Source organism: Siminovitchia jepli (genome assembly GCF_047228825.1).
In the GTDB taxonomy this organism is placed as follows: domain Bacteria; phylum Bacillota; class Bacilli; order Bacillales; family Bacillaceae_C; genus Siminovitchia.
In genome coordinates, this window is sequence record NZ_JBFEGN010000038.1 from 20,431 (window position 1) to 35,840 (window position 15,410).

Annotated in this window: 21 protein-coding genes; all 21 read left to right on the forward strand. The window is 44.6% G+C overall.

From position 1 onward, the window contains the following. The first annotated feature begins 8 nt into the window (after nt 1-8). The 21 genes from AB1L08_RS13070 to AB1L08_RS13170 all read left to right on the forward strand — a co-directional run bounded on the left by AB1L08_RS13070 (nt 9) and on the right by AB1L08_RS13170 (nt 15,291). Nucleotides 9-446, forward strand: coding sequence for a BrxA/BrxB family bacilliredoxin (locus AB1L08_RS13070; RefSeq protein ID WP_413065103.1), 438 nt, complete (start codon nt 9-11; stop codon nt 444-446). Between the two features lie 332 nt (nt 447-778). Continuing rightward, entirely contained in the window at nt 779-1,468 is a 690-nt protein-coding gene (locus AB1L08_RS13075) for an anthrax toxin lethal factor-related metalloendopeptidase (RefSeq protein WP_413065104.1), read from the forward strand. A 20-nt stretch (nt 1,469-1,488) separates the two neighbouring features. Continuing rightward, a complete protein-coding gene (locus AB1L08_RS13080) occupies nt 1,489-2,283 on the forward strand; it encodes a thymidylate synthase (RefSeq protein ID WP_413065105.1) in 795 nt (264 codons plus the stop codon). Next, nucleotides 2,280-2,768, forward strand: coding sequence for a dihydrofolate reductase (locus AB1L08_RS13085; RefSeq protein ID WP_413065106.1), 489 nt, complete (start codon nt 2,280-2,282; stop codon nt 2,766-2,768). Before AB1L08_RS13080 ends, AB1L08_RS13085 begins: the two co-directional genes overlap by 4 nt. Nucleotides 2,769-2,832: 64 nt before the next feature. Beyond that, nucleotides 2,833-3,675, forward strand: coding sequence for a DegV family protein (locus AB1L08_RS13090; protein WP_413065107.1), 843 nt, complete (start codon nt 2,833-2,835; stop codon nt 3,673-3,675). Nucleotides 3,676-3,826: 151 nt separating this feature from the next. Next, on the forward strand, nt 3,827-4,603 hold the full coding sequence (locus AB1L08_RS13095; protein ID WP_413065108.1) for an SGNH/GDSL hydrolase family protein: 777 nt from the start codon (nt 3,827-3,829) through the stop codon (nt 4,601-4,603). 20 nt (nt 4,604-4,623) lie between these two features. Further along, nucleotides 4,624-5,208, forward strand: coding sequence for a YpmS family protein (locus AB1L08_RS13100; RefSeq protein WP_413065109.1), 585 nt, complete (start codon nt 4,624-4,626; stop codon nt 5,206-5,208). 87 nt (nt 5,209-5,295) lie between these two features. Then, a complete protein-coding gene (msrA, locus tag AB1L08_RS13105; RefSeq protein WP_413065124.1) occupies nt 5,296-5,790 on the forward strand; it encodes a peptide-methionine (S)-S-oxide reductase MsrA in 495 nt (164 codons plus the stop codon). Further along, nucleotides 5,777-6,211: a peptide-methionine (R)-S-oxide reductase MsrB gene (gene msrB / locus AB1L08_RS13110; RefSeq protein WP_413065110.1), complete on the forward strand. Its 435-nt coding sequence runs from the start codon at nt 5,777-5,779 to the stop codon at nt 6,209-6,211. The genes msrA and msrB overlap by 14 nt, the downstream gene beginning before the upstream one ends. A 75-nt stretch (nt 6,212-6,286) precedes the next feature. After that, the gene (locus tag AB1L08_RS13115; protein WP_413065111.1) at nt 6,287-6,427 is read left to right on the forward strand and encodes a YjcZ family sporulation protein; all 141 of its coding nucleotides are present in this window, start codon (nt 6,287-6,289) and stop codon (nt 6,425-6,427) included. A 135-nt stretch (nt 6,428-6,562) separates the two neighbouring features. Continuing rightward, on the forward strand, nt 6,563-6,790 hold the full coding sequence (locus AB1L08_RS13120; RefSeq protein ID WP_413065112.1) for a YozE family protein: 228 nt from the start codon (nt 6,563-6,565) through the stop codon (nt 6,788-6,790). An 85-nt stretch (nt 6,791-6,875) separates the two neighbouring features. Then, a complete protein-coding gene (locus AB1L08_RS13125) occupies nt 6,876-7,349 on the forward strand; it encodes a hotdog fold thioesterase (RefSeq protein ID WP_413065113.1) in 474 nt (157 codons plus the stop codon). Nucleotides 7,350-7,814: 465 nt separating this feature from the next. Then, nucleotides 7,815-9,146, forward strand: a complete 1,332-nt coding sequence (locus AB1L08_RS13130; protein ID WP_413065114.1) for a phenylacetate--CoA ligase family protein — start codon at nt 7,815-7,817, stop codon at nt 9,144-9,146. Nucleotides 9,147-9,164: 18 nt separating this feature from the next. Further along, nucleotides 9,165-10,178: an NAD(P)/FAD-dependent oxidoreductase gene (locus AB1L08_RS13135; protein WP_413065115.1), complete on the forward strand. Its 1,014-nt coding sequence runs from the start codon at nt 9,165-9,167 to the stop codon at nt 10,176-10,178. 15 nt (nt 10,179-10,193) lie between these two features. Beyond that, a complete protein-coding gene (locus tag AB1L08_RS13140) occupies nt 10,194-10,442 on the forward strand; it encodes a ferredoxin (RefSeq protein WP_413065116.1) in 249 nt (82 codons plus the stop codon). An 81-nt stretch (nt 10,443-10,523) separates the two neighbouring features. Then, nucleotides 10,524-11,480 (forward strand): 1,2-phenylacetyl-CoA epoxidase subunit PaaA, encoded by a 957-nt coding sequence (gene paaA / locus AB1L08_RS13145; RefSeq protein ID WP_413065117.1) that lies wholly within the window; start codon nt 10,524-10,526, stop codon nt 11,478-11,480. 11 nt (nt 11,481-11,491) lie between these two features. Further along, nucleotides 11,492-11,839: a 1,2-phenylacetyl-CoA epoxidase subunit PaaB gene (gene paaB / locus AB1L08_RS13150; RefSeq protein WP_413065118.1), complete on the forward strand. Its 348-nt coding sequence runs from the start codon at nt 11,492-11,494 to the stop codon at nt 11,837-11,839. Between the two features lie 20 nt (nt 11,840-11,859). Beyond that, nucleotides 11,860-12,642 (forward strand): 1,2-phenylacetyl-CoA epoxidase subunit PaaC, encoded by a 783-nt coding sequence (gene paaC / locus AB1L08_RS13155; protein ID WP_413065125.1) that lies wholly within the window; start codon nt 11,860-11,862, stop codon nt 12,640-12,642. A gap of 21 nt (nt 12,643-12,663) precedes the next feature. Continuing rightward, the gene (paaD, locus tag AB1L08_RS13160) at nt 12,664-13,161 is read left to right on the forward strand and encodes a 1,2-phenylacetyl-CoA epoxidase subunit PaaD (protein ID WP_413065119.1); all 498 of its coding nucleotides are present in this window, start codon (nt 12,664-12,666) and stop codon (nt 13,159-13,161) included. A gap of 55 nt (nt 13,162-13,216) precedes the next feature. Then, entirely contained in the window at nt 13,217-14,092 is an 876-nt protein-coding gene (locus AB1L08_RS13165) for a 3-hydroxyacyl-CoA dehydrogenase (RefSeq protein ID WP_413065120.1), read from the forward strand. Next, nucleotides 14,089-15,291, forward strand: a complete 1,203-nt coding sequence (locus AB1L08_RS13170) for a thiolase family protein (protein ID WP_413065121.1) — start codon at nt 14,089-14,091, stop codon at nt 15,289-15,291. Before AB1L08_RS13165 ends, AB1L08_RS13170 begins: the two co-directional genes overlap by 4 nt. The last annotated feature ends 119 nt before the right edge of the window (nt 15,292-15,410 follow it).

Sequence of the window (15,410 nt, forward strand, 5' to 3'; positions counted from 1 at the left end):
ATTCCAACATGTCGATGGCATATGAAGAATATATGAAGCAGGTCGTAAAACCGATGAGGGAAGAACTGGTCAATGCACAATTCAAAGAACTGCTTACTCCCGAAGAAGTAGAAAGTTTTATGAACGAGGCCGCCGGCACGACATTTGTTGTTGTCAATTCTGTATGCGGATGCGCAGCGGGTCTTGCCAGGCCTGCAGCCATTCAGGCGGTTCAGGCAAGTGAAAAGAAGCCGGATAATCTGGTGACCGTTTTTGCCGGCCAGGACAGGGAAGCGACGGCAAAAATGCGTGAATATTTTACCGGCTATGAGCCGTCTTCTCCCTCCATGGCCCTTTTAAAAGGAAAGGACATCGTCTTTTTTGTTCCGCGTGAGGAAATAGAAGACAACGAAACGGAACAGATTGTAAATGTTTTAACTGCTGCATTTGAAAAACATTGCTCTTAAGAAAATAGAGCTTTGGGGGATAAAAGCCCAAAGCTCTAATCTGTAATGGCCAGGTAAACAAAGTAGCCGAGCATCACAAAACAGCCGATATAAATAAGAGCTGTCACCATTACTCCTCCTTTAGTCCATGCAATAATCATATTATACCTTAACATAAAAATTTTACCATTTTTATATCAACTTTTATGCATCAGCACACAAAACCCCGTATTGTCCCTTGTCTGCCAATCCATAAAAACACCCTATTAATCTCTTATTTTGTCTTATTTTATGGTATAATAAGATACGTTTTTCATTGTTTATGTGGAAATGGAAGGGCGTGGACACCCCAGATGCGCAAATGTATTTTTCTTCTTTCAATCTTCCTTTTTTTCCTGGCCGCCGACAGCTTTTCCAAAGCTTCGGATATTGGAGTGCCGTTGGGAAAAAGTCCATTATACGATCAATTACAATTAAAATCCGGTGATCTATTAAAAGAGATGGTCGTATTGCCGGAATACAAGTTTGATCAAGTTGAAGCATCCAAAATAGTAAAGAGATTGGATCTTCTTCCCCGCGCAATCCTCTCTAAAGCAAATCAGCAGCATATTAAAATCATATTGTTTGATGGAAGTTTAACGGATATTGAAAGTGCTTCCCATTTAAAAGGAAAAGTTCCAAGAGGTTATCCTGAAACCGTTCTTTGGGACGATTTGCCCGGGGTAGGCGGGTCGCAACATGTCCTTGTTAAGATCGGATGCAGCGAGAAAGGAAGCGGCCATGGTTCAGTCAATTTGGAATATCACGAGCTGGCCCACTCCCTGCAGCGATTTGTGTATAATGGTGAAAGGGCTGAAGTGCAAATAACCCGTTCCTGGGAAAAAGAAGCGGCATCACTTTTTCCGGGAAAAGACTATTTTATGCATTATAAAGAGGAGTTTTTTGCGGAGTCGTTTGCATATTTTTTCTATTCCGCACAAACACGGGCAGAATTGAAAAAGTCCGCTCCCGTCATGTATGAATATCTAAGCGGCCTATCATGAGAGAAAGGGATGTATCATCTGTGGAACAATATTTGAAATTGTGCAAGGAAGTCCTTGAAAAAGGGATCAGTAAAGATGATCGGACCGGTACGGGAACAATCAGCCTATTTGGCTACCAAATGAGGTTTGATTTGCAAAAAGGCTTTCCGTTGCTTACGACAAAAAAGCTGCATACAAAGTCGATTATTCACGAGTTGCTTTGGTTTTTGGCCGGGGATACAAACATCAAGTATTTGCAAGAGCACGGCGTCCGAATCTGGAACGAATGGGCGGACGAAGAGGGAAATTTGGGTCCCGTTTACGGAAAACAGTGGCGTTCCTGGCAGGCGGCAGACGGAAGAACGATTGACCAAATCAAGGAAGTTTTGCAGCAAATCAAAACAAACCCGGATTCCAGGCGCCTGATTGTCAGCGCCTGGAATGTTGGCGATATTGATAAAATGGCGCTGCCCCCATGCCATTGCCTGTTCCAGTTTCATGTGAACAACGGCAAATTGTCCTGTCAGCTGTATCAACGCTCAGCCGACATTTTTTTGGGCGTACCGTTTAATATCGCTTCCTACGCATTATTGACGATGATGATGGCTCAAGTATGCGATCTGGAACCGGGTGAATTTGTCCATACTTTAGGTGATGCACATATTTATCAAAACCATATTGAGCAAGTAAAGCTGCAGCTGTCACGTGATCCCCGGCCATTGCCCAAGATGAAAATCAATCCTGATGTAAAAGATTTATTTTCTTTTACATTTGAAGATTTTCAATTGGAAGGCTATGACCCGCATCCCCATATCAAAGGGGTGGTGAGTGTATGATCTCCTTTTTATGGGCGGAGGACGAAAATGGCTTAATAGGAAAAAACAATGAGCTGCCATGGCGTTTGCCCGCGGACCTTCAGTATTTTAAAGAAACTACGATGGGGCATCCAATCGTGATGGGGAGAAAAACATATGAATCGATTGGAAAACCCCTTCCCGGAAGAAAAAACATTATTTTAACGCGGGACACGGAATTTCAAGCGGAAGAATGCCTTGTTTTTCACTCCAAAGACGAATTGCTGGAGTGGATTGGACAATATGGATCCGAAGTCTTTATTACGGGCGGATCTGAAATATTTCGTCTTTTTTTAAATGATGCCGACCGTTTATATGTCACAAAAATCCATTCCGCGTTTGAAGGGGATACATATTTTCCGGCTATCAACTGGGAAGAATGGCGTCTCATCTCAACAAAATCAGGACAAAAAAACGAAAAAAACCCTTACGATTATGAGTTTCGTATATATGAACGTGTAGAATAGGGCGAGCCTGCAGGTTCGCCATATCATTTTGGAACATCAGTTATTTTGATAAGGAAGTGTCATATTGAAGCCGGTTAAAATTATCACCGATTCCAGTTGTGATTTATCAAGGGAAGAAGCGAAAAAGCTTGGCGTAAACATTGTACCATTGACGATTTCAATTGGGGAACAGTCTTATGAAGACGGCGTTGACATAACACCGGGAGCTTTTATAGAAGAAATGAAAAGAGCAGCGATGTTGCCAAAAAGTTCACAGCCTTCCTCGGGGGAATTTGCGAGCATATATGAAGAACTGTCCAAAGATGGGAGCGAACTGTTGTCGATCCATCTTTCGGGTAAACTAAGCGGGACAGTGGCAACGGCAAAAATGGCCGCGGATTCGGCTAATGCGAAAGTAACTGTCATTGATTCGTCATTTATTTCAAAAGCGTTGGCTTTTCAAGTGAGAGAAGCGGCCATGATGGCGAAAAATGCTTTTTCCAGTAAGGAAATTGTTGAAAAAATAAACCTGGTTCGAAAAAACACACGGTTATTTGTCGTGGTAGATACATTGGAAAATCTGGTGAAAGGCGGCAGAATCGGAAAGGGCCGGGCGTTGATCGGATCACTTCTTAACATCAAGCCGATTGCCGTTTTGGAAGAAGGTGAATATTCTCCCGTTGGCAAAGTAAGAAGCCATTCCCAGGCAATTTCCTTTATCATGAGCCGGTTTGTGGAAGATATAAAAGGGAAAACGCTGAAGTATGCAGGAATCGCCCATGCAGACGGATTAAAATTTGCGGAAAAACTGAAGCATCAAATCGAACAAACAACGGGATTTCAATCAGTTGAAATCAATATAACCTCTCCTGTTATCAGCACTCATACAGGCAGAGGGGCAATTGGATTTTCTTATTATGCAGAATAGGCGGCGATCATATCATTGATCGTCTTTTTTTGTATATTCCCCGAAGACATCTAAGGGAAAAGGGAAGCACGGATGTTTTGTCAAGCTTTTCATGGCTGTTTGCATATCATGTTATAATAAGAACACCTGCAAAAAAGAGAGTGAACCTTAAATGAAAAAACAAGTTCTTTTATTCATGGGGCTGATTTTAATCGCCACGGGCTGCTCAGCACCTTATAAGGAATTAAGCAGGAAGGAAGTTCTGCTCGAGGCGAAGGACTATCCGCCTGCAGATTTTATCCCGAAAAAAATAAAATTGGTCTCCATTGGCGACTCTTTAACCCAGGGAGTGGGATCCGGAGAGAATGCGAATGGCTACATCAACTTTTTAAAAGAGGACATTGAGCGATTAAAAGGCATTCAAAATGCCGAATTCCAAAATTTCGGCGTAAAAGGAAACAGAACAGATCAACTGTTAAAGCGACTGCAAAGTCCACAGATCAAATATCATATTGAAGAAGCCGACGCGGTGATCATTACAATTGGCGGCAACGACATTATGCAAGTGATCAAGGATAATTTATTGGGCCTCAAGGTAGATAAATTTTCGCTGGCCGAAGGTGGATATCGCAACCGACTGCAAGAAATTTTAACGACGATCAGAAAATACAACGGTACGGCGGGGATTATTCTTGTAGGGGTGTATAATCCGTTTATGAAATGGTTTTCAGATATGAAAGAAATGGATATGATTGTACAAAGTTGGAATCATGTAAGCGCCGAAACGGTTGCCGAGTATGATCATGCCTTGTTTGTGCCGGTGGACGACATTTTTAAAAATAACGAGGAGAGCCTTCTGTATACAGATTATTTCCATCCGAACAGCCGCGGGTACGAGCTGATAGCCGAACGGATTTTTGAATATATGGAGAGGGAAAATTTCATTTAACAATACGGGGGAAACAGAGTATGGAAAAGAAAAATGGTTGGAAGTATGCTTTTTGGGGATTGCTTACATGCAATCTGCTTGTTGCGGCCAGTCTTTCATTGTTGTTCTTCTTGTCATCTGACCAGCAGACAATTCCCCGTAGTACAAAAGTGGATGAAACCCATTCCGAATTTATAATATCTACACATAGGGAGGATTTAAACAAACTGATCAACCATTATATCGAAAAGGAAGGGTTAAACGGCCCGATTCATTACGACGTATATTTAACGGAGGATGTGGAACTGTATGGGGAGGTATCAGTCTTTTCCCAAATTCTTCAGTTAAAAATGACTTTTGAACCGAAAGCACTGGAAAATGGAGATCTCATATTGGAACAGAAGGATGTGTATCTCGGTGATGTCAAACTGCCCGTATCATATATACTAAAGTTTATCCGGGATGCCTACAAGCTGCCAGAATGGGTCGTCATACAGCCGAATGACAAGCAAGTTTACGTGGCTTTGCAGGAAATGAGGCTTAATAATGGCATCCAGGTTCGTTTACAAGAATTTAATTTGAAAGAGGATCGTATTTCATTAAGAATGCTTGTCCCTTCCGAGTAATGGCCGTACAATATAAAAAAAGGAGTGAGTAATGGATTGGAAAATCAATATGAAACAGCAACATTTGCCGGCGGATGTTTCTGGTGTATGGTGAAACCGTTTGATGAAATCCCCGGGATTATCAAAGTTGTTTCCGGTTATACGGGGGGTACGAAGGAAAATCCGACATATGAAGAAGTATGCTCCGGACAGACGGGCCATGTCGAGGCTGTTCAAATCACATTTGATCCGGCAAAAATGACATACAAACAGCTCCTGGATATTTACTGGATGCAAATTGACCCGACGGATGCCGGGGGCCAGTTTTATGATCGGGGAGAATCCTACAGGCCTGTGATTTTCAGCCATAACAAAGAACAGCGCGAAGTGGCGGAAGCTTCCAAACGGGAATTGAACGAAAGCGGGAAATTTTCAAAGCCAATCGCCGTTGCCATTGAACCTGCCCAGGCTTTTTATCCGGCAGAGGAATATCATCAGGACTTTTACAAGAAAAATCCGGAACGCTATTACGCCTACCAGGAAGGTTCCGGCAGGGCTCATTTTATTCAGAAGCATTGGGGTGAACAAAATGGAAAGAGATGACTTGCAAAAAAGATTAACACCATTACAATATGAAGTGACGCAAAGAAACGGAACGGAGCCGCCATTTCAAAATGAATATTGGAATTGTGAGGAAGAAGGAATCTATGTAGACATCATTTCGGGTAAACCTTTATTCAGTTCGCATGATAAATATGATGCGGGCTGCGGCTGGCCCAGTTTTACAAAACCGATTGAGGAAAGGGAAATCGTCGAGAAAGAAGATTTAAGCCACGGGATGGTGAGGACGGAAGTGCGAAGCAAAACGGCGGACTCCCATTTGGGGCATGTATTTCCCGACGGCCCGGGTCCTGAGGGACTTCGCTATTGCATTAATTCTGCGGCGTTGCGTTTTATACCGAAAGACAAACTGGAAGAAGAAGGCTACGGAGAATATGTAAAATTGTTTTTTGAATCAAAATAGGCAATTGCACATGCGGCCCATTAGACATATACATAGTATATGAACGAAACGACCAACTACTGGGGAGTGAAAATCATGTACTATGGCGGCAGCGGCTGTTACGATTATTGTTATCCTGCGTATGGATACGGTGTTGGAGGTTATGGGGGCGGTTTCGCGCTCATTGTTGTATTGTTTATTTTACTTGTCATTATTGGAGCATGCTGGGTTATTTAGAGAAAAGGTCAGCCCCCGAACAGGGGGTTTATTTTATTTTTCAAAAGTCTGTTTGGATTTTTCCAAAAAAGCATTTACTTGTCCCATACAGTTCGCTATATTATGTATACACAACATAGTGGAAGGTGCCAGCGAATGAGAAAGTCATTTTTTCATTTTTTGATGAAATATCGTGAGGATAAAACGACAAATGAAATCACCCGTTTTGCCAATGCAGCCTATCATGACCACAGTTTCCCAAAGTATTCGGAAGATTACGATGAAATCAGCACTTATTTGGAATTAAACGGAACTTACCTGCCGTCAATGGTCTTGTTTGATCAGGCTTGGGAATTATATTTGGAATCGGAAAATCAATCATGACACCTGGCAGGTGAGACAGGAAATACATAACAGCTCGAAGGATTTCCTTATTGCGGATTCAAATGAAGAGAGAGGAGGCGGATGCATGAGAACAATGGAGGATAACCAAGTTCATGAAAAATTTTATCATGAGATTTTTGAAACATTAAGAGAGGAACCCTACGCCAACCATTTAGGAATTGAATTGAAGTCATTGGGGAAAGGAAGCGCCGCTGCCACGCTTACCGTGCAAGAGCATATGCTGAATACACATGGCACGGTGCATGGTGCAGTCATATTTGCAATAGCTGATTATGTGTTTGCCGCAGCCAGCAATTCTTACGGCAAAACCTCCGTCGGGATTACAACGACGATGAATTTTATGGCTCCGGCCCAAAAAGGGGAACAATTAAAAGCGGAGGCGAAGGAAGAAAAAAGGACCCACAAGCTTGCCTGGTACAGAATTCATGTCACGAGCGGCGAGTCTTTGGTGGCTGTGATGGATGCCACCGTTTATCGAAAAAATGAATATTTTGTTCCCATTGAAGAAATGAAAGATGGAGCCGGCCTCAAGAAATGAGACTGGCTCCTTTTTTTCCTCCCAAGTAAGCGTCTCTCATAGCGACGGTTCACGTTTAACCCGCCTGTGAGCGTTTTAAACTCTTTAAAAATGTAAAAATAATAATCCCGAAGCCAAGGGCGGCAAGAGCAGGATAATTTTCTATTAATTTGTTACAAAACAAAAACGATGATTGGGAAAACCCTTACATCTTAAAAACAAAGATAACATAAACCTTTTTTGATGTAAACAAAATTATTAGAATATTTTCCTATGCCAGATCTTATCCAAACAACCATTCGATATATGTAAAATTCGGCTTCCGAAATACATGCGGGCGCTGCGAAAAAAACATTTAATTTTCGGAAAAAATAGTTGACTTTTTCCATGATCAATATTAAATTATTGTATAACGGATAATATAAGTGTCACGTTTTATTTGTTATAAAGAACGGCGCCATGCCATGTAAATGGAGGGAAATAGTCATGTACAAACCTGAAATGGAAACGCTGTCAACCGAACAAATGAAAGCATTGCAGCTGGGGCGTCTGCAAACAACCCTTAACAGGGTGTACAACAATGTTGCATTTTATAAAAAACGGTTTGATGAACGAAATATAAAGCCGGAACATGTCCGCTCTCTTGAAGAGCTCGCCTTGCTTCCTTTTACAACTAAGCAAGACTTAAGGGATCATTATCCGTATGGCCTCTTTGCCGAGCCAATCGAAAATATCGTTCGCCTTCATGGTTCCACCGGAACGAGCGGCAAGCCGACCGTAGTGGCTTATACGAAAAACGATATAGCGGTTTGGTCTGAACTGATCGCAAGGGCAATTGTCGCTGCAGGTGGAAAAAGCGGGGACGTCTTCCATAATGCGTACGGATACGGCTTGTTTACCGGCGGTCTTGGCTTGCATTTTGGCGCAGAAGAGCTGGGTTGTACAGTCGTTCCCATTTCAGGCGGAAATACAGAAAGACAGATTTTGGCCATTCAAGATTTTAAGCCAAGAGGGCTTGCCTGTACGCCTTCATATGCCCTGAACATTGCAGAAAAGATGAAGGAAATGGGGGTTCCATCAAGCGACAATACGCTTGAATATGGGATTTTTGGTGCGGAGCCGTGGTCGGAGGAGATGAGGGAAGCTCTGGAAGGGTTGCTTGGCATTAAAGCCGTCGATATATACGGGCTGAGCGAGATTATGGGACCGGGTGTCTCCATTGAATGCTGTGAAGCACAGGATGGGCTTCATATAGCCGACGATCATTTTCTGGTGGAAGTGATCGATCCTGATACGATGGAGCCTGTTGATGAAGGGGTGGACGGGGAGCTTGTTTTTACAACATTGACAAAGGAAGCATTCCCTGTCATCAGGTATCGAACGGGGGATATTGCTTCTATCACCAGGGAGAAATGCAAATGCGGAAGAACAACAACAAGAATGTCGCGCGTAAAAGGGCGCACGGATGATATGATGATCATTCGCGGCGTAAATGTTTTTCCTTCGGAAATCGAACGGACTCTTCTCCAGATAGAAGGCCTTGCACCGCATTATCAAATTCATCTTGTAAAAAACGGTGTGCTTGACGGAGCCGAATTGCACGTTGAATTAAATGATGAATTTTATAAAGCTGCGGGCTATGATTTACAAGATGAAAAGGTTCATCTACTTGAAGAAAAAATCAAGCGTGAATTAAAATCTGCCTGTCTTGTTACCATCCAAACAGTCGTCAACAAACCGAAAAGCTTGCCAAGATCCGAAGGAAAAGCGGTAAGAATCATTGATCATAGAAAACCCAGCCCGATCACACTTACTTAAAGGAGAGAAAAAAGCAGAATGAATGACGATAAACTGTTTGATATCACCATTATCGGCGGAGGCCCTGCGGGGATGTTTACCGCTTTTTATGCAGGGCTCCGGCAAATGTCCGTCAAAATCATTGAAAGCCTGCCGCAGCTTGGCGGGCAGCTTTCCGCATTATATCCCGAAAAATATATTTATGATGTGGCGGGCTTTCCGAAAATCAGAGCGCAGGAGCTTGTTGACAAGCTCACGGCCCAAATGCAAATGTTTCCCCAGGAAGTGTGTTTGGAACAGTCGGTCCAAAGACTGGAAAAATTGGCGGACGGCACGTTTATCCTGCAAACCGACAAGGAAACACATTATACGAAAACAGTCATCATTACTGCCGGCAACGGGGCTTTTCAGCCAAGAAAACTCCCGATCGAAAAAGCCGGAAAATATGAAGGGAATAACCTGTTTTATTTCGTTGACAACATGAGCCGATTTTCCGGAAAAAGAGTTATCGTGTTCGGAGGCGGCGATTCTGCAGTTGACTGGTCGCTGATGCTGGAACCGATTGCAAAAGAAGTCAGCATAGTCCACCGCAGGGATCGCTTCAGGGCGCATGAACACAGTGTATCACGGCTGTTTGATTCTTCCGTCAACATGTTGACGCCGTATGTGCCGGTGGATGTAAGGGGAAATGATCGGATTGAGCAGGTTGTTTTAAAACATGTAAAAACAGGGGAAGAACGGACTGTTGATGTAGATGCGGTTCTTGTCAACTATGGTTTTGTTGCCTCTCTTGGTTCCATTAAAGACTGGGGGCTTGACATCAAAAAAAATGCAATCGCGGTCAATTCCAAAATGGAGACAAATATCAAAGGGGTTTATGCCGTTGGCGACATCAACACGTATGAAGGAAAGGTTAAATTGATTGTAACCGGGTTTGGCGAAGCCCCTATTGCCGTCAGCAATGCCAAAGTGCATATAGATCCTTCATCCAAAATCCAGCCAATTCACAGCACAACGGTTATGGAGAAAGCAGAGAAGAAGGAGACTGTTTAACAGGAGGTAAACAACATGAAAAAGTATACATTTGTAGATCAGGATACCTGCATCGCATGCGGTTCCTGCGGAGCATGCGCTCCGGATATATTCGACTACGACGACGAAGGGTTTGCATACGTTATACTGGATGATAACACAGGGACCATGGCGGTGCCGGAGGAATTGATGGATGACCTGGAAGACGCTTTTGAAGGCTGCCCGACGGAATCGATTAAAGTGGCGGATGAGCCGTTTGGCAAGCAGGAAGAAAAAGCGGGATAAAAGAGTTTTTTGTTGCTTTAAATATAACATTAATATAAAATAACGTTAAATATACGTTATATTAGGCAGGAGGTTATGATGATGTCGAGCCCCACATACATTGACAGGGAATCTGAGTCTTACAAGCTGGCTGAATTTATGGAACGGATTGAAGCAGGGGAAAAAATTGAAGCGGACGATTGGATGCCGGAAGAGTACCGGATTGCGTTGATCAAGCTGATCTCCATGCATGGCATCAGCGAAATTATGGGAGCGCTTCCCGAAAAAGAATGGGTGCCAAAAGCGCCTACATTAAGAAGGAAACTCGGGATCATGGCAAAAGTCCAGGATGAGATGGGGCACGGGCAGCTTCTTTTAAGAGTGGCTGAAGATCTGATAAAACCGTACGGGAAAAACAGGGACGATTTGATGCAGGATTTGTTTTCAGGAAAATTAAAGTTTCATAATGTTTTCCACATGAAAACGTATAGCTGGGCTGACGCCGGCCTGATCGGCTGGCTGGTGGACGGAGCGGCCATCATAACGCAGACGAACATGCTCAACGCCTCCTATGGCCCGTATGCAAGGGCTCTTCAACGCATCTGTGCAGAAGAGGTATTCCATGCCCAGCACGGAGAGGCAATTATTATGGCGCTGGCTGAAGGAACGGATGTACAAAAAGAGATGCTGCAGGATGCCTTGAACCGCTGGTGGGATGCCCTGCTAATGTTTTTCGGCCCCGCTTCAAGCGAGACGACCGGTTCTTCCAAGCAGGATATTACGATTAAATACAAGATTCGGACGAAAACAAATGAACAATTGCGGCAGGATTTTCTTGACAAATATATTCCGAGAATTTTATCTCTCGGTCTGACGATCCCTGATCCTAACCTTCATTATGACGAGGAAACCAAAAAATGGAATTACACAGAGCCTGATTGGAACGAATTCAAGAAAATCATTAGGAACGAAGGCCCCCGTTCAAAGGCAAGATTAAACTTGCGCAGGGTATCCTATGAAAATAATGCATGGGTGCGCGAAGCGCTCGGCAGCGCGTAAGGAGAATTGCCATGAAAAATAAACAAACATTTTACCAGGAGTTTGAAGTGTTCAGCAAACGGACCCCCACGTCCCCGTTCCAGCACCAATTCTGCCTGCTTGCGCCAAATGAAGAGATGGCTATGGTCATGGCCCAGGAAAACTTTATGCGGCGTGAGCCGGTAGCCGATATTTGGGTTGTGAAAAGAAGTTATATCCGGAAATTGGAGCCCGATGAAAAGAAAATGCTGGAAAGGCTTGACAACAAAGATTACCGGACAACAAAAGGGTACGGATATTTGCGAAAAAAATGGCGCCAATATGAACAAAAGATGCTTGATGAGAAGGAAATTTTTTCTTGGGGAGGGGACAAAAAGTGACGGGGACACAAGCGAAAGATATGAAAAAAGAGGTGATAGCGGACCTGCTCTTTCAATTGGCCGATGATGACTTTTTAATCGCTTTCCGCGGATCCGAATGGCTCGGTCTGGCACCGCATATCGAGGAGGATGTGGCGTTTTCCTCCATCAGCCAGGACTGCATGGGCCACGCTTCCATGTATTACAGTCTGCTGGAAGAACTGGGATATGGCAAGGCGGATGAACTGGCCCATTTGCGCCCCGTGTCCGAACGGCGAAACAGCGTTGTGACAGAGAGGGTAAACGGTGAAGGTCATTATATGGAAACGCCAAAATATGACTGGGCCTACGCAGTTGCGAGAAATTTCTTTTATACGGCAGCCAAGAAAATCAAAATTGATTCTTTAAAGGAAAGTTCGTACAAACCGCTGGCGGATGCTGCCACAAAAATCAACATGGAGCTTTATTATCATTTCCTTCACTGGAAAACATGGTTCGTTCAGCTCATGGGATCCACGGACGATGCCAGAAGCAGGATGGAAAAAGCGGTACACCGGGTGGAAAAGGATTTTGGCGACATGTTCCATTTTGGCCAATACGCAGAAGAAATACATGATCACAAGCTGATCGGGGAAGGTCCCGCATTGCAGAAAACATGGCATCATGAAATCGAGAAAGCATATGAAACGATCGGAATGGCCCCTCCAAAACTTTCTCTTGCTGCCGAAATGGATGGCAGGCTGGGAGAACATACGAAAGATTTGGAATCCGCTTTGGAGACGCTTTCAGCCGTTTGTCGCATGGATACTGCAGCTTCTTGGTAATGCAATAAGGAGGGATTTGAAATGGAGGCAGCGCAGCCCATTTCCAAAGAGCAAGTGTTGCATGTATTGGATGGCGTAAAGGATCCCGAGATTGATACCGTCAGTGTCGTCGATTTGGGCATGGTTGAACATATAGAAATTAAAGGTTCGGAAGTGTTTATTCAAATGCTTCCCACCTTTTTGGGATGTCCGGCCTTGGAAATAATCGAAAAAAATATTATGAAGGAAATTTCCAATATACCCCAAGTATCGGCTATCCGTGTCGAATTTATTTTTGACCCTCCCTGGACGTCGGAACGCATTACTCCGAAAGGACGGGAAGGGTTGAAAAAATTCGGGATTGCCCCTCCGCCAAAAAGGCTTGAAGAAGATGGATCGTGGCATGTCGACTGCCCGTATTGCGGATCGACGTATGTCACGATGGAAAATATATTTGGCCCCACGGCGTGCAGGAGCATTTTATACTGCAGGGGATGCAAAAATCCGTTTGAAGCGATGAAGCCGGTAGCGAATATGTAAATCTTCCATAAACGGCAAATGTTCATCGCAACTTTTTTTCTGGGAGGTTGAGGATTTGGTCGAAAAACTGGTTGTGGCCGGTTCCGGTGTCATGGGAAGGGGGATCGCATACGTTGCCGCGTTATCCGGCTTTTCCGTGACACTCGTTGATGTTAAAGAAAGTGCGTTGGAATCGGCCAACAAAGAGATTCAGGGCATTCTGGAAAAAGGCATTGCACTTGGCAAAGTGACGCAGGAACAAGCATTTGCATGTGAGAAAAACCTCACCTATGGGCTGGATTTGGACGAAGCGGCGCGAAATGCGGATTTAATCATCGAAGCGGTTCCGGAAAAAGCCGAACTGAAAAAACACGTATTTGAAACGATTGATCAGGCTGCCCGGCCTCATTGTCTCTTTGCAACAAACACATCGACAATGAGCCCCACGGAGATTGCCTCTTTCGCAAAAAGACCCGAAAAAACGATCGCCATGCACTTTTTTAATCCAGTCCATAAAATGCCTCTGGTGGAAATTGTCCGGGGATTGGAAACGAGTGATGAAACGGTTGAGGCAATTAAGGAAGTTGCCGAAAAAATGGGGAAAGAAACGGTCATTATCAACGAGTTTCCCGGTTTCGTCACGAGCCGGATCAGCACCCTGATCGGGAACGAAGCTTTTTATATGCTCCAGGAGGGATTGGGCAGCCCGGAGGATATTGACAAAGCGATCAAGCTGGGGCTCGGTTTCCCGATGGGCCCCTTTGAACTCGTAGACCTCGTTGGCCTGGATACACGGCTGAACAACTTGAGATATTTGCATGAAAAGCTGGGAGAGAAGTACCGTCCGGCACCGCTGCTCGAACAATACGTAAAAGCCGGAAGGCTCGGCCGGAAAACAGGAAAAGGCGTTTACGATTATACAAATAAACAAGAAGAGTTGGTTGAAAAATGAGAGAAGTTGTGATCGTTGATGCTGTAAGAACGCCGTTTGGCCGCTATAAAGGGGCATTGAAACATGTCCGCCCCGATGATTTGGGAGCCATTGTCATTAAAGCACTGCTGGATAGAAATCCCTCATTGAAAAAAAGCGAAATAGAAGAGGTTGTGCTCGGAAATGCCAATCAGGCGGGAGAAGACAACCGCAATGTGGCCAGAATGTCCGCCCTTTTGGCCGGACTTCCCGTTTCCGTCGGAGGTGTGACTGTCAATCGGCTGTGCGGGTCAGGGCTTGATGCAGTCATGTATGCCGCGCGCGCCATCGCTGTCGGCGAAGGGGATGTATATATTGCCGGAGGCACCGAAAGCATGACCCGGGCCCCGTTCGTGATGGCCAAGCCCGAGAAAGAATTTCCGCGCGGTTCAATGGAGCTGTTTGATACAACAATCGGTTGGCGGTTTACAAACGAAAGGTTAAAAGAAATGTACGGAGCAGATTCAATGCCGGAAACAGCCGAAAACGTGGCAAAACAATACGGAATTACAAGGGAAGAACAGGATGCGTTTGCTTTTCAGAGCCAAATGCGGGCAAAAAGGGCGATTGAAGCCAATTTGTTAAAAGAGGAAATGGTTCCTGTCACATACCATGACAGAAAAGGCAATGAAATCGTGATTGATCAGGATGAACACCCGCGTCCTGATACGACGCTGGAAAAACTGGCAGCACTTAAGCCGCTTTTTCCCGGCGGAACCGTAACCGCAGGTAACGCATCCGGTGTAAACGACGGGGCTGCGGCGCTTTTGATCATGAGCAAAGAAAAAGCGGAGAGTCTTGGGTTAACGCCCCTTGCCAAATATAAAACAGGCGCAACTGCGGGCGTGGAGCCTTCTGTCATGGGTCTTGGACCAATCCATTCCACCAGAAAAGCATTGCAGCGTGCAGGAATGGCCATCCATGATATTGACCTTGCCGAACTGAACGAAGCATTTGCTTCCCAATCCATTCAATGTATAAAAGAACTTGAAATCAATCCCGAAAAAGTGAATGTAAATGGCGGTGCCATTGCCTACGGCCATCCGCTCGGGGCAAGCGGTGCCAGGATTTTAACGACATTGATTCATGAAATGAAAAGGAGAGAAGCAACATACGGGCTGGCAACAATGTGCATCGGAGTCGGCCAAGGAATTTCTGTCATCGTTGAAAATATGGATTAACTTCATGCATGCCCTTGCTTTGAAAAAGTAAGGGTTATTTTGGTGCGCCCAGCATGGGCGCAGTCTATAGGGTGGAAGTCCCGAGCCGTGAAGGCAGAAGTAACGGTTAGCTTAACGCA